We start from the raw sequence: 21,433 nt of genomic DNA, 5'->3' as shown, positions 1-21,433 counted from the left end.
AGGGCGACAACGCGGCGCCGGAGCAGAAACCGCCCACTGAGGACGCCAGGATGCGCCGCCCCCGCCCCAACGACCGCCGCCCGACGCCCCGTTGGCGGCCCCGGTGGCGCCGTTCCACCCCCCGGATTCCCCTCGCATGGCCCGTACAGCTTTCGCTAGCGTGCGGGCCATGACTGCTTTTCCGTCCGCCGCCCCCGAGGCCCACCCCCGCATAGCGGACGTCCGCGAGCGCACCGCGTGACCCCGCTCGTCGTCGCGGCCGTCCTCATAGCCGCCCTCACCCACGCCAGCTGGAACGCGATCGCCCACGGCATCCGCGACCAGCTCCTCGCCTTCACCCTGGTCGGCGGCGGCGGCGCCCTGTGCGGCGCCGTCATGACGGCCTTCACCCCCCTCCCCGCCGCCGCGGCCTGGCCCTTCCTTTTCGCCTCGGCCGTCCTCCACGTCGTCTACCAGGTCCTGCTGATGCAGTCGTTCCGCCTGGGCGACTTCGGCCAGATGTACCCGATAGCCCGCGGCACGGCGCCCCTGGTGGTCACCGTTCTGGCCGCCGTCTTCGTCCACGAGGTCCCCGACGCATGGGCCCTGGCAGGTGTGGCCCTCGCCTCCGCAGGCCTGGTGGGCGTGGCCCTCTGGGGCATCCGCGGCTCGGGCACCACACCCCACTGGCCGGCCATCATCGCCGCCCTGGCCACCGGCCTGTCCATCGCCGCCTACACCACCGTCGACGGCCTGGGCGTACGCGCCTCCGGCAGCTCACTCGGCTATATCGCCTGGCTGATGATCCTTGAAGGCCTGGCCATCCCCGCGTACGCCCTCGCCACCCGCCGCCGCCAACTCCTCACCGAGCTGCGCCCCATAGCCCTGCGCGGTCTGGCCGGCGGCGTCCTCTCCGTCTTCGCCTACGGCCTCGTGCTGTGGGCCCAGACCCGCGCACCCCTGGCCCCCATCGCCGCCCTCCGCGAGTCCTCCATCATCGTCGGCGCCGCCATAGGAGCCCTCTTCTTCAAGGAACGCTTCGGCATGCCGCGCATTGCCGCGGCGGGCCTGATGGTGGTGGGCATCGGCCTGATGCTGCACTCGGGGTGAGCGGCCCGGTGCGGGGCGGGCAGCGGGCGTTCAGCGCCGTCGACGGGTGAGGGCGGCGTTGGCCTTCATCAGCGCCGGAATCAGCACGTAGGCGGCTATCGGGACGACGATCGCGGTGAGGATCAGCGTCCGCAGCAGCAGCGGCAGGCCGGCGGTGACCGGCCCGATCAGCCCGAGGACGACGGTGACCGTCGGATAGATGGCCAGCCAGGTGATCAGCGCACGCCGGTGGGTGGACGGGGCGGGGGCGGGGGCGGGGGCGGCAGGAACGTTCACGGACATACAAATCTCCTGGTCAGAGAGACGGGCAACAAGGAACGAGACAGGCCGAAGCGACGGGAACGACGGCAACGGCAACGGCAACGGCAACGGCGATATCCAACCAACGGGTTGGAGTCTTGCACGTGGCCGCCACAATCTCCAACCCAATAGTTGGAGATGCGTTAAGGTCCCGTCATGGCCTGGGACACAGCACGCACCAAGCGACTCCTCCTCGACGCCGCGGTGGACGAGTTCGCCGAACACGGCCCCGAGGGCGCCCGCGTGGCCCGTATCGCGACCCGCGCGGGCATCAACAAGGAGCGGATCTACACGTATTTCGGCAACAAGGAGAAGCTGTTCGCCGCGGTGCTGGAATCCGAGCTGGCAAAGGTCGCCGCCGCGGTCCCCCTCACCGACGAACAGGCCGCTGACCTCGCTGATTACGCAGGCCGGATCTTCGACTACCACCACGGGAACCCGCACTTCGCCCGACTGCTCGCCTGGGAGGGCCTGCTGTACGAGGGCCGGGTGGCCGCCGAACCCGAGCGCGCCACCCACTACGCCGCGAAGATCGCCGCCGTAACCCGGGCCCAACAGGCCGGCGCCCTGACCGACGAGATCGGCGCGGGCGAACTGATGCGCGCGGTCATCGCCTTGACCGTCTCCTGGTTCACTCTCCCGCAGCTGGCTCCCCTGCTGACCCCGGCAGCCACCGAGAGCGCCCCGACCGCCCAACGGGACCTACTGGTCACCCTGATCCGCCACCTGACCACGTGACCACGTGACCACCACAAGGAGACGTACGGCGGGTCACCCGGCAACGTGGGAAGCAGCGGCCCGTACCAGGGCCTGGGCCCGCGGATCCGCCGTCACATTCTTCTGCATCCCATTGGTGATGTACCCAAAGGCAAGCCCGCTCTCGGGATCCGCAAAGGCAAGCGCACCACCCCGCCCCGGATGCCCGAATGACCCTGGCCCCAAAAGGGGCGACGCCGCCCCGTGCAACATGAACCCGAGCCCGAACCGCGTATTGACCAGCAAGGTCCGGTCGAGCCCGGCGGATTCCTCCGTACGCGCCAGCGTCAACGTGGCCGGCGCAAACAGCCGCGCATGCCCGTCGACGGGCCCCATCAGAGCCGCATAACAGCGGGCCAACGCCCGCGCCGTACCCATTCCGGCCGACGCCGGAAGCTCGGCAGCCCGATACTCCGCGGCATTCTCATCGGCCGCGGGCGATATGGCCTCAAAAGCCCGCCGTGTAAGCGACGAAGGATCCGCATAAGCCTCGGCCACCGACCGCTTCGGCCGCACCCGCAATCCGGCGGCTCCCCCGCCCCCGGCCGCCGGCGCCTCGATCTCGGCCAGCCGCCCCACACGTGACTGCATCGCCGCCGGAAGCCCGATCCACAGATCAAGCCCCAGCGGCCCGGATATCTCTTCCGCAACCCAGCTGCCGAGCGACCGCCCCGTAACCCGCAGCACCAGCTCACCAATGAGCCAGCTGTAGGTCTGCGCGTGATATCCGTGCTCGGCCCCCGGCTCCCAAACAGGCGCCTGGGCGGCCACTGCCGCCGCCCCGCTGATCCCGTCAATCGCCTGCGCGGGCGTCAGCGGCGTATCCAGAACGGGCAGCCCGGCGCGGTGCGACAGCAGATGCCGTACGAGCACCCGCTCTTTCCCCGCCGCCTTGAATTCGGGCCAATACGTGCCCACGGGCGCATCAAGATCCAGCAGTCCCCGCTGATGCAGAAGCAGCGGAACAATCGCGGCCACGCCCTTGGTCGCGGACCGGACGACCTGAGCGGTATCGGCCTCCCAGGGGGCACCCCCGTCCGGCGCGTCCCCGTCCTTGGCCCCGCCCCACAGGTCCACAACCTTGCGCCCGTGCAGGTACACGGCGACCGCCGCGCCCCGCTCCCCGCGCCGCGCAAAGTTGTCCGCGAAGGCGTCCCGGACCGGCTCGAAGCCGTCCTCGACCGTGCCCTGGACGTCCACCACTGATTCCCGCTTCCCACTCATCCGTCGCCTTGGTGACCCATCAATGGTGCAACGCGCAGATCAGTGCTGATGACCAGGGTCCAGACCAGTGGGGTTCCTCACATCATTCCGGCCGCAACGGCATCAAACGGGCAGCGTCACGGACCGCGGATCAAATCCGAACGGCAACTCCAGCCGATGGGTCCGCATCAGCTCCTCATCGCACAGCAATTCCTGGGTGGTGCCGTCCGCGACCAGCACTCCGCCCGACAGCACAACGGACCGCGGACACAGCTCCAGCGCATACGGCAGATCGTGCGTCACCATCAGCACGGTCACATCCAATGACCGCAAAATGTCTGCGAGTTCACGCCGCGATGCCGGATCGAGATTGGACGACGGCTCGTCGAGGACAAGGATTTCCGGCCGCATTGCCAGCACCGTGGCCACCGCAACCCGGCGCCGCTGCCCGAACGACAGATGATGCGGCGGACGGTCCGCAAATCCCGCCATTCCGACCCGCTCGAGCGCCTCCATGACCCGCTCTTCCAGCTCGGCACCGCGCAGTCCCGCGGCCGCGGGCCCAAAGGCGACGTCTTCCCGAACGGTCGGCATGAACAGCTGGTCGTCGGGATCCTGGAAAACAATCCCCACCCGCCGCCGGATCTCGGCCAGGTGCTTCTTTCCCAACGGCAGCCCGGCGACGGTCACCGACCCGGCCCCCGCCTCGAGAATCCCGTTCAGATGCAGGACGAGCGTGGTCTTCCCCGCTCCATTGGGCCCGAGCAGCGCCACCCGCTCGCCCCGCTCCACGGACAGATTGACCCCGAAAAGCGCCTGATGCCCGTCGGGATAGGCATAGGCGAGCCCGGAAACGGCGAGCGAAGGCGGCGTCGTCACGCTCGCAGTCGCGTTCGTATTCGCGTTCGTTGTCACGCTCGCAGTCGCGTTCGTATTCGCGTTCGTCGTCGCGTTCGTCGTCGTACTCACAGCGTCCATCCCAAGAGGCATACAGCAAGGGCGGAAAGGGGCAGCACCGCGGCGCGGGTCCATTGCGCGCCACTGGCACGGGTATCGGAAAGAACGGGCATCGTGCCGGTGTACCCCCGGCTGACCATGGCGAGGTGCACCCGCTCTCCCCGCTCGTAGGAGCGGATGAACAGAGCGCCGGCGGACTTGGCGAGCACTCCCCAGTGCCGTACGCCCCGCGCCTCGAATCCTCGCGACAGCCGCGCAATCCGCATCCGTCGCATCTCATCGGTGATCACATCGCCGTACCGAATCATGAACGACGCAATCTGTACGAGCATCGGCGGCATCCGCAGCCGCTGCAGCCCCAGCAGCAATTCCCGCAATTCGGTCGTCGAGGCAAGCAGCACGGAAGCCGCCACGCCCAATGTTCCCTTGGCCAAGATGTTCCAGGCCCCCCACAGCCCGGACACACTCAGGCTCAGCCCACCGAGATCTATGTGCGGCCCCTCCGCCACAAATGGCATCAGCACCGCAAACGCCACAAACGGCACCTCGATCAGCAACCGCTTGAGCAGAAACCCGGCCGGAATCCGCGCCACGCCCGCGGCCGCCGCAATCAGCACCGCGTACAGCCCGAATGCCCAAATCGCCTCCCGCGGCGTGGACACCACGATCAGCACAAAGCAGAAAACGGCCGCGATTTTGCAATGCGGCGGCAGCGCATGCACCGGCGAATGCCCATGGCGATAGAGCTTATGAGCGTGCCCGGCCCCCATCAGACAAGCCCGCCCGAAGCATCGGCAGCCTCGCCGGTCCCCAGCGCCTTGCGCCGCCGCAGCACCACAAAAACCCCGGTCCCGACGGCCAGGGTCGCCCCGACGCCGATCACGCCTGCAAGCCCGCCCGACAGCCGCGCATTGGTGATGTCCTTGACGCTGTAGTCGGCCAGCGGCGAATCCTTGCCGGCGTGCTCCTGGGTCTTCTTGTCGATGCCCTGATCGTGGGCGACCTTCTCCAGGCCGTCGGGGTTGGCGGAGGCGTAGTAGCTGATCCCGCCCGCGCAGACCAGCGCGGTGGCCACCCCGGCCAGCCACACACCGCGAACCGACCGGCGGGGAGCCGGGGCGGCCGGGGCCGACGCGACCGGCTCGGCCTCGCGCGCGGCCGTGGTGACATCGTCCGTACCCGGCGCCGGAACATCGAGCGGCGACGTCCGCAATTCCAGCGGCTTGGCCAGGCCCCGCGCGCCATAAACCAGATCCGGCCGTACGGCAATCACCGCACCCACCGTCAGCGCCGTAATAGCGGCCTCACCGATACCGATCAGCACATGCACCCCCACCATGGCGGTGAAAACCTTGCCGATCGACACATCGGCCGTCCCGCCCAGCGCATACATGGCCGTAAACGCGACCGCCGCGGCCGGCACCGAAATCAGCGCCGACACAAACGACGCCACCGGCACCGAACGCCGGCTCCGCGGCAGCACCTTCACCAGCCCACGGAAAACGGCATAGGCAACAACGGTCGTCACTATCGCCATATCGGTGATATTCACGCCCAGCGCCGTCAGACCGCCATCGGCAAACAGCACCCCCTGCATCAACAGCACCACCGACACACACAGCACACCCGTGTACGGCCCCACGAGTATCGCCGCGAGCGCACCGCCGAGCAGATGCCCACTGGTCCCGGCCGCAACCGGGAAGTTCAGCATCTGCACCGCGAAAATGAACGCCGCCACCAGCCCGGCCAGCGGCGCCGTCCGGTCCGCTCCCGCCCCGCTGCCGCCCTGCCCCGCACCCTCCAGCTCACGCCGGGCACCGCGCAGGCTGACCGCTACCGCGACGGCGGCGACGGCACCGGTCGCCACCGACACCGGCGCATTGATGAATCCATCGGGTACGTGCATCTCAGGCTGTCTCCGCTCCAGGCTCTGTAACCAGCCAATGGTGAGGCCTCCTGCAAAGTTGTTGCAAGAGCGCCCACGGTGCGAAACGCCACAGCCGCCTGTTACTGCCCCGTAACGCAGAGCACGCTCCCGGCGGACAGGCCTTAGGCCCAGGTCGGTGTCCAGGTCTCGGCGTCGGCGTGCGGGGCCCGGCCGGAGCGGAGGTGGTCGCGGAGTGCGGCGAGTGTCGGGTGCGGGTTGTCGCGGTGCCAGACCAGTGAGTGCGGGTAGACCGGTGTCGGACCCCGCATGGCGATACGACGCAGGTCGTGGTCGGCGGGCCAGAGGAGGCGTGTCTGCTCGCCGACCAAGGTCGCCAGTGACCGGGAATCGGCGAGGGTGTCCAGCAGGGGCTCGGTGCCGAAGTCGGGGCCGGTGACCTCGATGGTGAGCCCGAACGCGGCGGCGAGGTCACCGTAGAAGGCGGCCCACTCGGTGCCGGGAACAAGACCGGGCATCCAGATCCGGTGCCCGACGAGTTCGGCAGGCGTGACCGCGTGGGCGGCGGCGAGCTCGTGGGCCGGTCCGGTGAGGAGCTGGACGGGCTCGTCGAAGACCCGGGCGGCCTCGACGTCGTCGGGGAGCTGCCGGCCGGGCATGGTGACGGCGCGGAAGGACGCGTCGATCGTGCCGGACCGGATGGCGTCGACGGCCGCGTCGGCGTCGAAGAGGGTCACGACATCGAGCTCGGCCTCAGGGTGTGCGCGACGGAAGTCCCCCAGCACGGCAGCCGGGCCGAGCCGTCGGCCGATCACATCCACGCGCAGCGCGCGGCGGCCGGGACGCACGGAGGCGACCGCCCGCTCCTCGGCCCGCAGGAGATCGCGGGCGTGGGGCAGGAACGCCTGTCCGTCGATGGTGAGCTCCGCGCCTCGCGCGGTGCGGGTGAACAGCCGCACGCCGAGGGTCTTCTCCAGCGTGGCGATGCGCTTGGAGACGGCCTGCTGGGTGACCGACAACTCCGCGGCGGCGTCCTGGAACCGCCCCGCGTCCGCGGCGGCCACAAAGGTGCGCACAGCGTCGATATCCACGCCGGCCACGCTATCCGCACAACGAATGGTTGTGCCTCGTAGCTGATCGGTTGTTTGATCTCGCCCTCTCCTCCTCGCTTTGATGCCGGTGGTCACCGCGTGGTGGTTCGGTCGGCGAGGGGGGCGGTGGGCATGACGGGCAGGCGGGCGCTGGGGCGTCGGTTCGGGTGGTTGTGGGCGGCGTTTGCGGTCAGCTCGTACGGCTCGGCGCTCGGCCTCGGCGCGTTTCCCCTGATCGCGGTCCTGGTGCTGCACTGCGGGCCGGCCCAGGTGGCGGCGCTGGCTGCCGCAGGGCGGGCCGTGGGAGCCCTGGTCGCGGTGCCGCTCGGCCCCTGGGTGGAGTTCCGGCGCAAGCGGCCTGTCATGGTGGCGATGGACCTGACCCGGTTCGCGGCGCTGATGAGCATCCCCGCCGCGTTCGCGCTCGGCCGGCTCGGCTTCACCCAGCTCCTCGTGGTCTCCGTCGTCACCGCGGCGGCCGACATCGCGTTCAGGGCGGCGAGCGGCGCGTACCTGAAGGCGCTTTTGCCGCCGGAGGACCTTCTCGTCGCGAACAGCCGGTTCGAGTCCACGACGTGGACCTCGACCACGGTCGGTCCGCCGCTCGGCGGGGCCGCGATCGGGATGTTCGGCCCGGTGACGACCGTGGTGGCCGACGCGGTCAGCTACCTGCTCTCGGCGCTGGGCATCCGCGCCATCGGCGGGACGGAGGCGCGCCCCGCGCGGACCGGTGCACCACGGCTGCGAGCAGGTGACCTGCTCGACGGCTGGCGCTACATCCTCACGCACCCCACGCTGCGCCCGCTGTTCTTCAACATGATCGTGGTCAACGGCCTGATCATGGCCTCCGAGCCGCTGCTCGCCGTACTTCTGCTGGGCCACCTCGGGTTCACACCCTGGCAGTACGGCCTCGCGTTCGCGGCCCCCTGTGTCGGCGGCCTGATCGGCTCACGCCTGGCGCATCGGCTCGCGGCGCGGTTCGGCCGGCACAAGGTGATGCTCACCGCCGGGGTGCTGCGCGCGTGCTGGCCGCTCGGGCTGGCGTTCGTCCGGCCCGGTGTCCCCGGGATCGTCCTGGTCATCGCCGTCCAACTCGGCCTGGTGACCTGCATCGGCCTGTTCAACCCGATGCTGGCGACCTACCGGCTCGACCACACCGCCCCCGACCGGGTCGCGCGCACCCTGGTCGCGTGGTCGATCAGCAGCAGCGCCGCCATCGCGGTCCTGACCGCCCTGTGGGGTCTGCTGGCCGCCGTCACCAGCCCCCGCACCGCGATCGCCGCCGCCGGAGTCCTCCTCCTGGCCACCCCGCTGCTTCTCCCGCGCCGCGAGAACGCGCCCCAGAACAAGCCGACTGGTGCCGGAGTCCAAGAAGCTGCCGATCGTGTCTGAGGCCGGAGCTTCGGTCGGTTCTTGAGCCACCGGCGGACCCAAGCCAGGGTGACGGTGCCCCGCGGCGTCGGCGGTGGCGCGCCGGGCGCTTGCCCCTGGCTCAGGACATCAGAAGCTGAAGCTCATCAGCGCCCCCGACTCCAAGCGGGCCGTGGCCTCGAAGAAACTCACCAGCGTCTCGAAGGCCACCTTCAGATACTCGGGTGCGCCGTCATCCTCGGGATCCCAGATCTGGGGTACACCTCTTCCTCGTCCATCCGAACCGGGTCGTCATGCGTGACCAACCGCTCCCACGGCAGCGCCCGCAGCGTCTTCGCCATGTCCTGGACGTCCTCGACGCTCCAGCCGAACAGCGTGCCTTTGTCGTCTATCGGGTAACCGTCCATCAAGAACTCAAGGGGCTCATCGGCCTCTTCAAGCAGGAACTCCAGGCCGGCCCAGGCCTTGTCGAGGTAGCCGTCGGGGTCGTCCGGCCGGAGCTCGTCGACCTCCCGGAGGAACTCCCTCGCCCACTCGGTGTCCTTCTCGGCTCTGTCCAGCTCCTCCGGTGTCACGCGCGTGAACGAGATGACCATGCCCATGGAGACAGCCCCCATCATCGAGTCGAGATCGATCCATCGCGACGACGAACTAATGTTCCCTATCTCACTGACAGTGCGGGCGTAGACGCCGAAGCCGGGCGGACATCGACTGCCGCACTGTCGCGAAGGCAGGTTCCGGGCCGTCACCGCGCTTCACCACTGAATCTGCCGACGAATCTCCGACTCAGGTCACTGGCCGAGCGTGTGCCGCCGCTGGTGCGGGCCGGGCGGGGCGAAGTTCAGCCCGTTCTCGTCGAGCGCGTTGAAGACGGTCACTCGGCCGTCGGGAAAGAGGAAGCTCACCTCCACGGCCCCTTGGGCCATGTCGTTGCCGGTCCATTCGAGCAACTCGACGCTCTGGAGGACCTCGCCTCGGAGAGCCTGCAACCCGGGTAGCGGCTCGGGCCGCCACCGCAGGTCGAAGCCCGGCCATTGAACCGGACGGCGGGGGTCGATCGTGGCCCAGGTAAGGGAGAGATCGTCGAACTTGAAGTGGTTGATCTCGACCTGTTCGCCGTCGAAGTCGAACAGCACCGGGCAGTCACAGAACCATTCGTCGTCCTCGAGGTCCCAGACCGCCCAGACCCTCGTCAGAGGACGGCCGATGAGCCCGCTCAACCGTCGCCCGTGCGCCTGAGCCACCGCGCCGGCGCCGTTCAGCCACTGCGGCCGGTAGCCCTCAACCCCGAAATCGAACACGCACTGATCCTGCCAGCCGCCGCTCTCGCGAGGGAGCCGACATTTTCCGCCGCGCCCGACAGGGAGGGTTCAGCTCAAGGGTCCGAGGTCAGGCGCGCTCGGCGCCGTGGCCCGTATGTGACGTATGAGGGCAGTCAGTTCGGCCGGGGTGGCTGACAGGACTCGGTGCGGGGTGTCGCTCTCGCGGAGGAGGATGGTGTCGTTGACAATCGCGAGTTCCACGCAGTCAGGCCCGTCCTGACCACCGGAGAAGGACGACTTCTGCCATGTGACGCCGTGTGCCATGTCGAGCCCCCCAAGCTTCAAGAAGCGTTCGCTTCCGTCCCTACATGACGTAGAACACCGCGAATCGGGAATGGGTTGCCGACGGTCACTTCGCCTCACCCTGTACGTGCCGCACGAAGGCCGCGATCTCGTCCGGGGTGGCCGACAGCATCCGGGACGGAGTGTCGTTCTCGCGGAGGAGTATGGAGCCGTTCACAGCGGCGAGTTCGACGCAGTCGGATGAGTCACCACCGCCGGAGAACGACGACTTCTGCCACACGGTGCCCTGTGTCATGTCGGGACCTTTCACATGCTCTGCACGAGGCGATGGACAAAGTTCCTCGACTCTACGACCCCCAGCGCTGCCTCCTCCACCTTGCGACGTACCTCTCGATAGCGGTTGAGCTGCGCTTCCGCGTCCAGAAGGTGTCCACCGTGCGGGGTGTCCATCAGAACCGTGTCCAGCTGCGGAACCGGGCCGCTTGCATACACCAGCGGGTCGCCGACCCCGGCAAACCCATCTACGTCGAACGGGACGATCCGCACGGTCACTCGCGGGAGCTCCGACTGTTCCAAGATGTGGAGCAACTGACTTCGGGCCACCTTGTTGTCTGCCGCCCTGATCCGCAGCGCTGCCTCGTGGATCACCGCCACATAGGGTGCGGACAGTTCCTGACGGCGCAGCCGGAAACGTACGCGCACTTCGAGCTCTTCCTCCGACAGCGTCGGCACTGTGGAGGCGAAGATCGCCCGCACCTGCTCTTCAGTCTGGAGAAGAGCAGGGATGTGCATGCTCTGAAACGTCCACAAACCGAGGGCGTGGTGCTCCAATTCCGCCACATCCAGATAACCCGAAGGCACCCACTCCCGGTACTCCTCCCACCAGCCGCGCACACGCTCAGTCGCCATGGCGGCCAGGACATCCACGAGTGCTGCGTCTTCGCACGCGTACTGGCTGGCGAGATGACGTACGCGCTCCGCACTCACCCCCACCCGACCCGCCTCAGTGCTGGAGAGCCTGCTTTCGGCGATGCCCAACTCCCGCGCACCGTCCCGGCCTGTCAGGCCTGCCCGCTCGCGGAGCTTGCGCAGTTCGACGCCGAGCCGTTCCTGACGCGCAGTGATGACCGCCCTTGAGGCCATGTGGCCCTTCCTTCCCCGGTGTTGAACGGTACGAGTATTCCAGCCCGGCTTGACGGAGGGAAAGTTTTACCCCTACCGTCAGTGACGTATCGCACACGCAGTGAACTCGGCATCCGGAAGCGCATTGCCCCGCCCTGCCAGGACGGCCGCGACATTGCCACCGCCTGCCCACCCGCCGCGTACGCATCAACTCACTCCCCTCAACCCGGAGTTACGCATGCCCATCTCCATGGTCAAGCCCTGGGAATACTCCCTCTACATCCCCCACGACCCCCGCGCCGTCCCCATCACCCGTCGCACCCTCCACCTCATCCTCACCGCACACGGCCTCCCCCATCTCATCGAGATCGCTGAACTCCTGGCCACCGAGCTGATCACCAACGCCGTGCGCCACACCGAGGGCCCCGCGGCCCTCCGTGTCCACTGGGCGGACGGCATCCTCCGTCTCGGGTCCTGGGACACGGACCCCACGCCACCCGCGCTCGTACTGCGCCTCACCGACGACACCGAGAGCGGTCGCGGGCTCGACCTCGTCCACTCCTGCTCCGACAAGTGGGGCTGGTACCCGCTGCTGAGCACCGGAGACCTCGGCAAATACGTCTGGTGCGAGCTGGCGGCGGCCGCATGAGTGCGGCGTCTCCCCTGGCAAGTTCTGGCAAGTTCCTCGTAAACAGCGTGAGTTAGCGGAAAGCTCACGCACAGAGATCGCTGCCTTCAGCGGAGGTGGACGTCATGACCTTGCGGAAGCTCGGCAAAGACCCGGAGAGCCCGAGTGGTGGCTCCCCCACGGTGTACCTGGACGAAGAAACGGACAACTACCTGGTTCAGGGCTGGAAGGTGGTGGACCCGGATCGTCTGTCCCAGATGGACATCCCCAGTCATGAGACGGTGGTCGAGATCCCCCGGCGCATGGTGCGGTTCTTTCTGGAGGTGAAGGGTGACTAGGGTCCCGCCGTTCGAGGAGCTGTTCCGCAACTGCCAGAGGTCGGCGATCCATCTGGAGATGCGCGACGGCTATATGAAGTCGGACCCGGCGTTCATCGACTGGAGCGCAGGCCACGCCATCGAACCCGCGACACGATGGGGCGACTGGCTGCGGCTGGTGCGCGAAGCGACCTCCAGGGGGGTAGAGGTGCGGCGGGCCAGAATCGTGTCCGAGCCGGTCAGTGCGTACATCCGTTTCGAGTACGAGGTCACCGAAGGCCTCAACCTCGCGGCCGGGGAGAAGGTGCGCTGGCTCTCGCGTCGCAAGGCCACAGACATCGCCCTGCCAGGCAATGACTTCTGGCTCTTCGATGCCGGTCTTGTGCTGGTGAATCACTTCGATGGAAACGGGGATTCCCTGGAGCACGAGGTCACCACGGACCCCAAGGTCGCCGAACTGTGCGCGGCGGCATTCGAGGGCGTGTGGGAACGAGCCGTGCCCCATGCGGAATACCAGCCCGTCTGACGGACAGGCGGTTGTCCGGCGCCCAGCCCGAGCAGTATGACCTCACCATCATCGAGCGTTCACCAGGCCAGGAAGGCCTTGGGCCAACGCCTGCGCGAGATACGGCTTGACGCCGGCCTCACGGCGCGGGCGCTGGCCGCGTTGGCCGACTGGCACGAATCCAAGTGCTCCCGCCTGGAGAGCGGCAGCCGCAGCCCGTCGGAGCCGGACCTCCGTGCCTGGGCGCTGCATTGTGGTGCGCCACACCTTGCCGAGGATCTCGTGACGACTGCTCGCGGTATCGACGGCATGTATGTCGAGTGGCGCCGCATGGAGCGCTCGGGGCTCAAGCAGGCCCAGGAGTCGGTTCTCCCTCTCTGGGAGCGGACCCGGCGTTTTCGTATCTACTCCTCGTGGCTCATTCCCGGCCCCGTCCAGACGGGGCCGTACATCAAGGCTCTGCTGACCTCAATCCGCAATCGCCGGCAGCTCGTCGACGATGTGGATGCAGCCGTACGGGTACGCATGGAGAAGCAGCGCATCGTGCACGAGGGAAATCATCGCTTTGCGATCATTCTCGAAGAGAGCGCCCTTCGCTACCGGATCGGCGGATGCGAGGTCATGGCAGGTCAACTGCGGCACCTTCTTGTCGCCGCATCGCTGCCTTCGGTGAGCCTCGGCATTGTGCCACTTGACGCCGACCGGTCCGGGCTCTGGCCGGTCGAGGGCTTTTTCCTCTTCGACGATGTCCAGGCCAACGTCGAGCTGGTGTCCGCCCACCTGACCGTCACGCAGCCGCACGAGATCAATCTGTACGCCCAGACGTTCTCCACTTTTACCGAACTGGCCGTGTACGGCGGTGCGGCGCGCGACCGAATTACGGCGGCCATCGACTCGCTTGGGTGACTCCTGGCAAGTTCCGGCACATTCATTGAGGCGCTGACCTGCCCGTTCCTAGCGTGATGCGCATACGGAGAGACCCATCTCCATTCAGCAGACGCGCTCGGAAGGGATGTCCCATGCCCAACGTCTACGACACGCCCATCAACGACGCCCGGTTCACCACGTTCTGTGGCGGCAACTTGGGAGGTGAGCACGAGACGTGCCTCTCCATCGCCGAAGTCCCCGGGGTGACAGGGGCGTTCGTCCTGCACGACACCAAGCCGGAGGGCGCCGGACGAGAGCTCCGCGCGACCGCTCAGGAGCTCGACACGTTCGCCCTTGGCTGGGTGAGGGAGCGAGGGCTGGAGTGCTGAGCCGGGAGGGGCACTGGCACGGTTACGGTGCATGGGTCGGAAGCGGCAAGGAATACGGGCGGGAAGGCTTGCGTCGGCCTGGCCGGCATCCGGGCGACGAGCAGACCCGCGCCTTTCTGGCTTCGCCCCTGCCTCCCATGATGGTCGGCCACTGGCTGCTGCGGCGGGACCAGACTGCCGCCGAGCGCACCTGGACGCGTGCAGTCGACGCCGTGTCCTGGCTTAAAGGCATCTACCGGGAGAACCTGCCGCTCGACCGGGAGGACGGCAGGACGGCGTACTGCGGCCTCCACGTGAAGACGGCCTACGCGCTCGATGCGCTGCCCCGTGGCGTGGATGTGACCTGGGCCTACTGGATGACCTCGGGGTCTCTCACCTCGTACTCGGTAGTGGCATGTCCCAATCGCCCACATCCGGACATCGCTTGCCCACTTCCACCTGACTGACCGAGCGCTGCCGAGGAGAAGACACATGTCGTTGAATCTGTTACTGAGCGGCGGCACGGGGGAAGTGCTGAGCTCGTGGCCGGATGAACCGCGCGTATACCACCGAGGCACAACCGAACTCGATCGGAACGTGCCGTTGTCCCTCCTGGAGACGTACATCGACTACGGCCTTCTGCCACCGCAGTACGTCGCGGTGGTCAAGGACGGGCAGGCCGTGCACCCCGGCCGGTTCTCCCAAGACGGCGCGCTGCTCCCGGAGAAGCTCCGCGGCCTGATCGACGAGGGCCACACCGTGAACCTCCGGGAGGCCGAGCGCGCGATCCCCTACCTGGCCCAGGTGTCGTACCAGATCCAGCGCGAGACGGGGTACCCGAATCACGTGAGTGCGATCGTCACCCCGCCCGGAAAGCAGGGGCTCAGACACCACTGGGACCAGTTCACGGGGATCATCACGCAGCTCACCGGCCGCAAGCGATGGCCCTTGTGGTGCCCCGTCGTCGATCGGCCGGTGGATGACTACCTTTCATCGCCCCAGGTATGGAGTCCACAACTGCAGGAGCGCTTCGAGACAAGCCCGCCGGATCTCGAGTTCGAGTTGGCGCCAGGCGACACCTTGTTCGTCCCGAGGGGCTGGGTGCACAGCCCCTACGCGGTCGGGAGCGACACGAGCTGCCACCTGACTTTTGCGATCAAGGACCGGCCCTGGCTGTGGCTGGTGCAGCAGATCATCGACTTGGCCGTGGAAGAGAAGTCGTTCCGAGCGGAGGTGCCTCCGCGTCTCTTCACCAAAGATCTTGAGACCGGGGTCCGCACGGCGCGTTCCATGGTGATCAACTTCCTTGACCGGTTCGATCCGGCCGACGCCACCACACGAATCGGCGAGGCGGCTATCAGCGACCGGCGCTGGCTGCGGCCGCATGGCTCACATGGCTCACGCGCTGCGGATGCGGCCGCCCCGCCGCACCAGCAAGGCCCCCAGGGCCGTGCGCCGGTGCAGGACCGCGCGTCCGGCGCGGACCGTGGTGATCAGGCCCGCGCCACGCAGTGCGGCCGCGTGGGCGGAGGCGGTGGCGTTGCTGACGCCCAGGCGGCGGGCGAGTTCGGTGGTGGTGTGCTCGTCGGCGAGTCGCTGCAGGATGTCGAGGCGGGTGCGGCCGAGGACGGCGGAGAGCGCGTCATCCGTGCCGCCGGTGCCGTCCGGGGTGAGCGGCAGGCCCGTACCGGCCGGGTAGGTCAGGAACAGGGGGCGGCCGGGGAGGTCGGAGATGAGGGGAGGGCCGGTCCAGTGGAAGGTGGGGACGAGGACCAGGCCGCGGCCTTGGAGGGTGATGTCGCGGTCGTGTTGAAGTGGTGAGGTGAACTCCCAGATGGAATCTTGGAGTTGGGATGAGGGGGCGAGTTCTGTCAGGGCGCCGGCGATGCCGTGCTCGGCGGCCGTCAGGGCGTGACGGGTGAACTCCGTCCGGTGCAGGTCCTGGATCAGGGGCCATACGGGGCGCAGCGCCGTATCGAAGGCGGCTTGCTGGGCGCGGCGGAGGAGGGTCCAGGCGTCGGCGTCGCCCCGGTGCAGGTCGCGGATCCATAGGGGTGCCGGGGCCGGGCGGTTGGCGTGGACCCGGTCGAGTTCGGAGCGGACCAGGGCAGGGGGCGAAGCCCGTACGGTGTCCAGGCCCTCGCGCAGGCTGTCGCTGAAGACGTCGATGAAGAGGGGGGCCTCGCCCGCGGGGACCAGGTCCCCCAGCGGGCGGACGGCGTCCGGCAGGGACCGGAGCAGCCGGCGGCGCCAGCGGCCGAAGAGGAGCTCCTCGTCGGGGACGCACATCTTCATCAGGGCCACGTTCAGCTCTTGCAACGGTGCCGGCCGGGGGGCGAAGCGGACGCGGGCGAAGTCTTCGGCCGTGAAGTGGATTCGGATCGGCACTACTCCCCCTTCTGACGTTGCGCCAGCGTTTCGGGCCAGGCCTGAACGTTCGCCCGTAGCTCTTGGTGGGCGCCAGCATTCGGGATGTCGGTCGGCCCCCTTCATTCACGCAAGGGGGCACCAGAAGGCGCAAGGACCGACGTCACAAGAGGCCCGAGGGGGAACCGTGTTCGGACGAGTGATCAGCTACGGAGAGGTGGACCGGCGGACGGTCACCAGGTCGGCAATGGCAGCGGCAGCCGCCGCGCTGGGCACCGGGCTGCTCGCCGGCTGCGGTGTCGCGGAGGCCGGGCAGGGAGGGACCGGCGGCGGGCTCACCCTTCGCCTCCCGGCGCCGACCGGGCCGTACCGGATCGGGGCGACCACGCTCTACCTGGTCGACCGGTCGCGGCGCGATCCGTGGGAACCGAAGATCGCGGTGCGGGAGGTGATGGTCACGGTGTTCTATCCGGCCCGTGGCGCCGGCGGCGGCCATCCCGTCGCGCCGCAGATGACCAGGGATGCCGTGGAGCTGTTCACGGCGATCGACGTCCGCGTGCACCGCTTGCCGGTGAAGGGCGTGGACTGGGCCGCCACCAGGACCCATGCCCGTACGGGGGCGCCCGCGCAGCCCGTACGGCGGCCGGTGCTGCTCTACACGCCGAGCGGCGGCGATGCGCGCACCCTCGGCACCGGCACGGCCGAGGAGCTGGCGAGCCATGGCTATGTGGTCGTCACCATCGATCATCCGGGAGATGCCGGGGAGGTCGACTTCCCGGTTGCGCGGGCGGGGCGGGCGAAGGTTCGGCCCACCGTCTTCCGGGGCGACCCGCGGGCGGATCCGCGGCAGTTCCGCACGATGATCGACACCCGGATCGCGGACATCCGCTTCGTACTGGACCAGCTGGCGGCGCTGGCGGCCGGACGGAACCCGGACGCGGCGGGGCGCCCGCTGCCCAGGGACCTCGGGCGGGCGCTGGACCTGCGGCGGGTGGGCATCTACGGCCACTCCGCGGGCGGCACCGCCGCGGCCGGGGCGATGTACGAGGACCGGCGGATCGGGGCGGCGGTCAACCTGGAGGGCTTTCTGGACCACCCCTCGGACCCGCCCGGCCGGAAGCCGGAGCTGTATCCGGTTGCGCGGCACGGGGTGGACCGGCCGCTGCTTCTGCTGGGCAGCGAGCACTTTCCCGCCCGGAGGGAGCTGGAGGGTTCCTGGTCGGCGATGCTCGCCCATCCGGGAGGGCGCACCCGGCGGCACCGGATCGACGCCGCCAACCACTGGGTGTTCTGCGACTACGCGGCGATGGCGCCCCGGTTGCAGGACGCCGGGCTGATGAGCGCGAAGGACCGGAACGCGCTGGTCGGTGCCATCGGGCCGGCCTCCTCGGTGCCCATGGTGCGGCATTACGTGCACGGGTTCTTCGCCCGGCAGCTGCCCATCCGCTGACCGGCCGGTCAGCGGCAAGGGGAACGAGTTCGAAGGATGGGGCGTGGGTACGCGGCCGTGAGGTGGTGAAACCGGCAGCGCCACGGGCGCCGAGTTGCCGCCCTCCCCCCACCCCGAAACCATGGTGGCGTGAGCGACGCACGCGAGGCCGTCGAGCCGCCCCCGGGAACGAACCCGGAGGCGCAATCGGAGGCACAACCGGGGACGAACCCGGAAGCGCTTCCCGCCGAGCCCCGCGGCCGCTTGCGCCGGATGCCGGTCGCACAAGGGCCGCCCCCCGGCTCCTACCTGCGGTATCCGCATCTGCACGGTGATCTGCTCTGCTTCTCGGCGGAGGACGATCTCTGGGTGGCCCCGATCGCGCCCCCGGGCGAGGAACCGGGCCGCGCCTGGCGGCTGACCGTCGACCGGACCCGTATCGGCCACCCCCGCTTCTCCCCCGACGGCCGCCATATCGCCTTCACCACCTGGCGCAGCCTCGACCCGGAGGTGCATCTCGCGCCGGTCGAGGGCGGCCCGGCCCGGCGGCTGACGTACTGGGGGAGCACGGACGCCCGGGTCTGCGGCTGGACACCGCCCGATTACGACGGCAGCCCGCACATCCTCGCCGTCTCCTCGCACGGGCAGCCGTTCTCGTACTACTCCTGGGCGTACAGCCTGCCGACAGACGGGAGCCCGGGGGGCAAGCTGCCCTGGGGGCCGGTCTCCGATATCGCGGTCGCGGACATCGGCGGGGAACACAAGACGCTGCTGCTCAGCGGCAAGCCGCCGCACGAGCCGGCCTCCTGGAAGCGCTACCGGGGCGGCGCGATGGGGCGGATGTGGCTGCACGGGAACCGGATGGTGCCGGATCTGTACGGGCATCTGGACTCGGTGATGTTCGTGGACGGCCGGATCGCGTTCCTGTCCGACCACGAGGGCGTCGCCAATGTGTATTCGTGTCTGCCGGACAGTACGGACCTCCGGCGGCACAGCGATCATGCGGACTTCTACGCCCGGCATGCCGCCACCGACGGCTCGCGCATCGTCTACCAGTGCGCGGGCGACATCTGGCTGATCGACGACCTGAGCCCGGGCGCCCTGCCGCGCAAGCTGGCGGTACGGCTGGGCGGGCCGCGGGCCGGGCGGCGCACGTACCAGGTCCCGGCCGCCTCGCACGTCACCTCGCTCGCGGTGGACGCCACCGGGCGGGCCAGCGCGGTCGGCGTCCGCGGGAGTCTGTACTGGCTCACCCACCGCGACGGGCCGGCCCGGACGATCCACGACGTACCGGGCGTGCGGGTCCGGCTTCCCGAGATGCTGGGCTCCACCGGGCGGATCGCCTACGTCACGGACGCCGAGGGGGAGGATGCGATCGAGATCTCCGACCTGCCGCGGGCCAGTGCCGCGCACACCCCGCTGCAGCTGGCGGCCGGCAAGCTCGGGCGCGTCCACGAGATGGTGTCGTCGCCGGACGGCGAACGGGTGGCGGTGGCGGCGCACGACGGGCGGCTGCTGCTGGTGGATGTCCATTCGCCGGAGGACGCGGAGAAACCCGGCCCGCCCGGCGAGGTCACCGAGCTGGTCGCCTCCGACAACGGCCCGGTGCGCGATCTCGCCTTCTCCCCCGACTCGCGCTGGCTGACCTGGTCGCATCCCGGCATCGGCCGCTCGCTGCGGCTGATCAAGATGGCCCGGCTGGCCGACGGCACCGTCGTGGACGTCACCAACGGGCGCTTCGAGGACGAGCAGCCGGTGTTCACCCGGGACGGGCGGTATCTCGCGTTTCTGTCGTGGCGCGGCTTCGACCCGGTCTACGACGTCCACACCGGGGACCTGTCGTTCCCGCTGGGCTGCCGCCCCCATCTCGTACCGCTGTCCTCCGCCACCCCCTCTCCCTTCGCGCTGTCCCCGGAGGGGCGGCCGGCGGCGGGCGGGCTGGATCCGGCGGAGAACCCGCCGGTCGGGGAGGGGCCGGTGATCGTGGAGGTGGAGGGGCTGGAGAACCGGGTCACGCCGTTCCCCGTCGCCGCGTCCAAGTATTCGTCGCTGGAGCCGGTCGCCGGCGGCGGGCTGGTCTGGCTGCGCTGGCCGATCTCCGGGGCGCTCGGCGAGACCTTCGCCAGCCCCACCGACACCTCGGGGCGGCCCACCCTCGAGCACTTCGATCTGGTCAAGGCCCGACGCACCGAGATCAGCGGCTCCCTGGACTCGTTCGCGCTCAGCGGCGACGGCTCCCGGCTGGTCGTCAACGACGAGGGCGATCTGCGCGCCGTACCGGCGACCGAGCCACCCGACGCCGACTCGACGGTCTTCCTCGACCTGCGGCGCATCCTGCACGACGTCGATCCGGGGTGGGAGTGGCGCCAGGCGTTCGACGAGGCGGGCCGGCTCATCCGCGCGTACTTCTGGGAGCCGCAGATGTGCGGCATCGACTGGGACGAGATGCTGGCGCAGTACCGTCCGCTGGTCGAGAACGTTGCCTCGCCCGACGAGTTCGCCGATCTGCTGCGGGAGGTGCTGGGGGAGCTGGGCACCTCGCATGCGTATGTCGCCGGTGCCCGGAGGAATGAGGGCCCGCCGCACTACCAGCGGCCGATCGGGCTGCTGGGCGCCAACTTCTATCCGCGGGACGGGCGTTGGGCGGTCCAGCGGATTCTGCCCGGCGAGTCCTCCGACCCCAAGGCCCGTTCCCCGCTGGCCGGTACGGGCATCCGCGAGGGCGCCGCGCTCACCCATGTGGACGGCCGCCCGGTCGACCCGGTGGCCGGGCCGAATCCGCTGCTCGCCGCGGCCGGCGGCACCACCGTCGAGCTGACCTTCGCCCCGGCGGAGGGCGACGGGCCGCCGCGCCGGATCGCCGTCGTCCCCCTGATCGACGAGCGACCGCTGCGCTACCAGGACTGGGTCGCCAAACGCCGCGCCGTCGTACGGGAGTTGAGCGGCGGCAAGTGCGGCTATCTCCACATCCCGGACATGGGCGGCTCCGGATGGGCGCAGTTCAACCGCGATCTGCGGCGCGAGATGTCGATGCCGGCCCTGATCGTGGACGTACGGGGCAACGCCGGCGGCAATATCTCCGAGCTGGTGATCGAGAAACTGACCCGCACCATCATGGGCTGGGACCTGACCCGCGGCGCGCAGCCGGTCTCGTACACCAGCAATGCGCCGCGCGGCCCGGTGGTCGCGGTCGCCGACGAGATGACGTCCTCCGACGGCGACATGATCACCGCCGCTTTCAAGCTGCAGGGCATCGGCCCGGTGGTGGGCATGCGCACCTGGGGCGGGGTCGTCGGCATGACCGGGCGGCACCGGCTCGCCGACGGCACCCAGATCACCGTGCCGATGAATGCCGCGTGGTTCCAGCTGTACGGGTGGGGCGTGGAGAACCACGGCGTCGAGGTCGACATCGAGGCGCTGCGCTCCCCGCTGCACTGGGCCGAGGGCAAGCATCCGCAGCTGGGCGTGGCGGTGCGGACGGCGCTGGAACTGCTGGAGCGGCATCCGGCGTCCACCCCGCCGGACCTGTCCGAGGTACCGGACCGGGAGCGGCCGGAGCTGCCGCCCCGGGGCGGGTGAGGCGCCGCGTCATCGCTTGGGGGCACCGCTTCGG

Annotated in this window: 23 protein-coding genes and 1 pseudogene; 12 read left to right on the top strand and 12 right to left on the bottom strand. The window is 69.3% G+C overall.

What is annotated here, in order from left to right; genetic code table 11:
* Positions 1-237 precede the first annotated feature (237 nt).
* Positions 238-1,089: an EamA family transporter gene (locus tag AB0D04_RS29360; protein WP_362709247.1), complete on the top strand. Its 852-nt coding sequence runs from the start codon at positions 238-240 to the stop codon at positions 1,087-1,089.
* Between the two features lie 30 nt (positions 1,090-1,119).
* Here AB0D04_RS29360 and AB0D04_RS29355 read toward each other — a convergent pair whose 3' ends face one another.
* Positions 1,120-1,371: a hypothetical protein gene (locus tag AB0D04_RS29355; RefSeq protein WP_362709245.1), complete on the bottom strand. Its 252-nt coding sequence runs from the start codon at positions 1,369-1,371 to the stop codon at positions 1,120-1,122.
* A gap of 174 nt (positions 1,372-1,545) precedes the next feature.
* On the opposite strand from AB0D04_RS29355, the gene AB0D04_RS29350 reads away from it, so the two are divergent.
* Entirely contained in the window at positions 1,546-2,127 is a 582-nt protein-coding gene (locus AB0D04_RS29350) for a TetR family transcriptional regulator (protein WP_362709242.1), read from the top strand.
* A gap of 33 nt (positions 2,128-2,160) precedes the next feature.
* Here the strand turns inward: AB0D04_RS29350 and AB0D04_RS29345 are convergent, their stop codons facing one another.
* From AB0D04_RS29345 to AB0D04_RS29325, 5 genes are all read right to left on the bottom strand, one after another.
* Positions 2,161-3,369: a serine hydrolase domain-containing protein gene (locus AB0D04_RS29345; RefSeq protein ID WP_362709239.1), complete on the bottom strand. Its 1,209-nt coding sequence runs from the start codon at positions 3,367-3,369 to the stop codon at positions 2,161-2,163.
* Positions 3,370-3,471: 102 nt separating this feature from the next.
* Positions 3,472-4,227 (bottom strand): ABC transporter ATP-binding protein, encoded by a 756-nt coding sequence (locus tag AB0D04_RS29340; RefSeq protein ID WP_362709260.1) that lies wholly within the window; start codon positions 4,225-4,227, stop codon positions 3,472-3,474.
* Between the two features lie 86 nt (positions 4,228-4,313).
* Complete coding sequence (gene cbiQ, locus AB0D04_RS29335) at positions 4,314-5,075, bottom strand: cobalt ECF transporter T component CbiQ (RefSeq protein WP_362709236.1); 762 nt, start codon at positions 5,073-5,075, stop codon at positions 4,314-4,316.
* Positions 5,075-6,211 (bottom strand): energy-coupling factor ABC transporter permease, encoded by a 1,137-nt coding sequence (locus tag AB0D04_RS29330; protein ID WP_362709234.1) that lies wholly within the window; start codon positions 6,209-6,211, stop codon positions 5,075-5,077. The genes cbiQ and AB0D04_RS29330 overlap by 1 nt, the downstream gene beginning before the upstream one ends.
* 143 nt (positions 6,212-6,354) lie before the next feature.
* Entirely contained in the window at positions 6,355-7,281 is a 927-nt protein-coding gene (locus AB0D04_RS29325; protein ID WP_362709231.1) for a LysR family transcriptional regulator, read from the bottom strand.
* A gap of 132 nt (positions 7,282-7,413) precedes the next feature.
* On the opposite strand from AB0D04_RS29325, the gene AB0D04_RS29320 reads away from it, so the two are divergent.
* The gene (locus tag AB0D04_RS29320; protein ID WP_362709228.1) at positions 7,414-8,673 is read left to right on the top strand and encodes an MFS transporter; all 1,260 of its coding nucleotides are present in this window, start codon (positions 7,414-7,416) and stop codon (positions 8,671-8,673) included.
* Between the two features lie 191 nt (positions 8,674-8,864).
* Here AB0D04_RS29320 and AB0D04_RS29315 read toward each other — a convergent pair whose 3' ends face one another.
* From AB0D04_RS29315 to AB0D04_RS29295, 5 genes are all read right to left on the bottom strand, one after another.
* Entirely contained in the window at positions 8,865-9,254 is a 390-nt protein-coding gene (locus tag AB0D04_RS29315; RefSeq protein WP_362709225.1) for a DUF1877 family protein, read from the bottom strand.
* 189 nt (positions 9,255-9,443) lie between these two features.
* Complete coding sequence (locus AB0D04_RS29310) at positions 9,444-9,953, bottom strand: hypothetical protein (protein WP_362709223.1); 510 nt, start codon at positions 9,951-9,953, stop codon at positions 9,444-9,446.
* A gap of 69 nt (positions 9,954-10,022) precedes the next feature.
* Positions 10,023-10,238: a DUF397 domain-containing protein gene (locus tag AB0D04_RS29305; protein WP_362709221.1), complete on the bottom strand. Its 216-nt coding sequence runs from the start codon at positions 10,236-10,238 to the stop codon at positions 10,023-10,025.
* An 85-nt stretch (positions 10,239-10,323) separates the two neighbouring features.
* On the bottom strand, positions 10,324-10,512 hold the full coding sequence (locus AB0D04_RS29300) for a DUF397 domain-containing protein (protein ID WP_362709218.1): 189 nt from the start codon (positions 10,510-10,512) through the stop codon (positions 10,324-10,326).
* Between the two features lie 11 nt (positions 10,513-10,523).
* Complete coding sequence (locus AB0D04_RS29295) at positions 10,524-11,360, bottom strand: helix-turn-helix transcriptional regulator (RefSeq protein WP_362709216.1); 837 nt, start codon at positions 11,358-11,360, stop codon at positions 10,524-10,526.
* Between the two features lie 217 nt (positions 11,361-11,577).
* On the opposite strand from AB0D04_RS29295, the gene AB0D04_RS29290 reads away from it, so the two are divergent.
* The 7 genes and pseudogenes from AB0D04_RS29290 to AB0D04_RS29260 all read left to right on the top strand — a co-directional run.
* Entirely contained in the window at positions 11,578-11,988 is a 411-nt protein-coding gene (locus tag AB0D04_RS29290; RefSeq protein ID WP_362709214.1) for an ATP-binding protein, read from the top strand.
* A 104-nt stretch (positions 11,989-12,092) separates the two neighbouring features.
* Positions 12,093-12,305: a hypothetical protein gene (locus AB0D04_RS29285; RefSeq protein ID WP_362709211.1), complete on the top strand. Its 213-nt coding sequence runs from the start codon at positions 12,093-12,095 to the stop codon at positions 12,303-12,305.
* Entirely contained in the window at positions 12,298-12,810 is a 513-nt protein-coding gene (locus AB0D04_RS29280; protein WP_362709208.1) for a DUF6879 family protein, read from the top strand. The genes AB0D04_RS29285 and AB0D04_RS29280 overlap by 8 nt, the downstream gene beginning before the upstream one ends.
* A gap of 36 nt (positions 12,811-12,846) precedes the next feature.
* On the top strand, positions 12,847-13,695 hold the full coding sequence (locus AB0D04_RS29275; protein ID WP_362709206.1) for a DUF5753 domain-containing protein: 849 nt from the start codon (positions 12,847-12,849) through the stop codon (positions 13,693-13,695).
* A 113-nt stretch (positions 13,696-13,808) separates the two neighbouring features.
* Complete coding sequence (locus AB0D04_RS29270) at positions 13,809-14,045, top strand: DUF397 domain-containing protein (protein WP_362709204.1); 237 nt, start codon at positions 13,809-13,811, stop codon at positions 14,043-14,045.
* Entirely contained in the window at positions 14,039-14,491 is a 453-nt protein-coding gene (locus AB0D04_RS29265; protein WP_362709202.1) for a hypothetical protein, read from the top strand. Before AB0D04_RS29270 ends, AB0D04_RS29265 begins: the two co-directional genes overlap by 7 nt.
* 25 nt (positions 14,492-14,516) lie before the next feature.
* A pseudogene (locus tag AB0D04_RS29260) lies at positions 14,517-15,173 on the top strand (cupin domain-containing protein); the annotation flags it as partial.
* A gap of 249 nt (positions 15,174-15,422) precedes the next feature.
* Here AB0D04_RS29260 and AB0D04_RS29255 read toward each other — a convergent pair.
* Positions 15,423-16,412: a winged helix-turn-helix domain-containing protein gene (locus tag AB0D04_RS29255; RefSeq protein WP_362709199.1), complete on the bottom strand. Its 990-nt coding sequence runs from the start codon at positions 16,410-16,412 to the stop codon at positions 15,423-15,425.
* A gap of 166 nt (positions 16,413-16,578) precedes the next feature.
* On the opposite strand from AB0D04_RS29255, the gene AB0D04_RS29250 reads away from it, so the two are divergent.
* Complete coding sequence (locus tag AB0D04_RS29250) at positions 16,579-17,841, top strand: alpha/beta hydrolase (RefSeq protein ID WP_362709196.1); 1,263 nt, start codon at positions 16,579-16,581, stop codon at positions 17,839-17,841.
* Between the two features lie 252 nt (positions 17,842-18,093).
* Positions 18,094-21,399, top strand: coding sequence for a S41 family peptidase (locus AB0D04_RS29245; protein WP_362709257.1), 3,306 nt, complete (start codon positions 18,094-18,096; stop codon positions 21,397-21,399).
* Positions 21,400-21,433 lie beyond the last annotated feature (34 nt).

The sequence above is a fragment of the Streptomyces sp. NPDC048483 genome (assembly GCF_040651455.1).
Lineage (GTDB): Bacteria > Actinomycetota > Actinomycetes > Streptomycetales > Streptomycetaceae > Streptomyces.
This window is presented reverse-complemented; position numbering and strand designations above follow the sequence as displayed.

Bases quoted from the DNA above. Each gene is read 5' to 3' on its own strand.
- AB0D04_RS29355 (WP_362709245.1), bottom strand. From the start codon at position 1,371: ATGTCCGTGAACGTTCCTGCCGCCCCCGCCCCCGCCCCCGCCCCGTCC.
- AB0D04_RS29350 (WP_362709242.1), top strand. From the start codon at position 1,546: ATGGCCTGGGACACAGCACGCACCAAGCGACTCCTCCTCGACGCCGCG.
- AB0D04_RS29345 (WP_362709239.1), bottom strand. From the start codon at position 3,369: ATGAGTGGGAAGCGGGAATCAGTGGTGGACGTCCAGGGCACGGTCGAG.
- cbiQ (WP_362709236.1), bottom strand. From the start codon at position 5,075: ATGGGGGCCGGGCACGCTCATAAGCTCTATCGCCATGGGCATTCGCCG.
- AB0D04_RS29330 (WP_362709234.1), bottom strand. From the start codon at position 6,211: ATGCACGTACCCGATGGATTCATCAATGCGCCGGTGTCGGTGGCGACC.
- AB0D04_RS29320 (WP_362709228.1), top strand. From the start codon at position 7,414: ATGACGGGCAGGCGGGCGCTGGGGCGTCGGTTCGGGTGGTTGTGGGCG.
- AB0D04_RS29315 (WP_362709225.1), bottom strand. From the start codon at position 9,254: ATGGGCATGGTCATCTCGTTCACGCGCGTGACACCGGAGGAGCTGGAC.
- AB0D04_RS29305 (WP_362709221.1), bottom strand. From the start codon at position 10,238: ATGGCACACGGCGTCACATGGCAGAAGTCGTCCTTCTCCGGTGGTCAG.
- AB0D04_RS29300 (WP_362709218.1), bottom strand. From the start codon at position 10,512: ATGACACAGGGCACCGTGTGGCAGAAGTCGTCGTTCTCCGGCGGTGGT.
- AB0D04_RS29295 (WP_362709216.1), bottom strand. From the start codon at position 11,360: ATGGCCTCAAGGGCGGTCATCACTGCGCGTCAGGAACGGCTCGGCGTC.
- AB0D04_RS29290 (WP_362709214.1), top strand. From the start codon at position 11,578: ATGCCCATCTCCATGGTCAAGCCCTGGGAATACTCCCTCTACATCCCC.
- AB0D04_RS29285 (WP_362709211.1), top strand. From the start codon at position 12,093: ATGACCTTGCGGAAGCTCGGCAAAGACCCGGAGAGCCCGAGTGGTGGC.
- AB0D04_RS29275 (WP_362709206.1), top strand. From the start codon at position 12,847: ATGACCTCACCATCATCGAGCGTTCACCAGGCCAGGAAGGCCTTGGGC.
- AB0D04_RS29270 (WP_362709204.1), top strand. From the start codon at position 13,809: ATGCCCAACGTCTACGACACGCCCATCAACGACGCCCGGTTCACCACG.
- AB0D04_RS29245 (WP_362709257.1), top strand. From the start codon at position 18,094: ATGCCGGTCGCACAAGGGCCGCCCCCCGGCTCCTACCTGCGGTATCCG.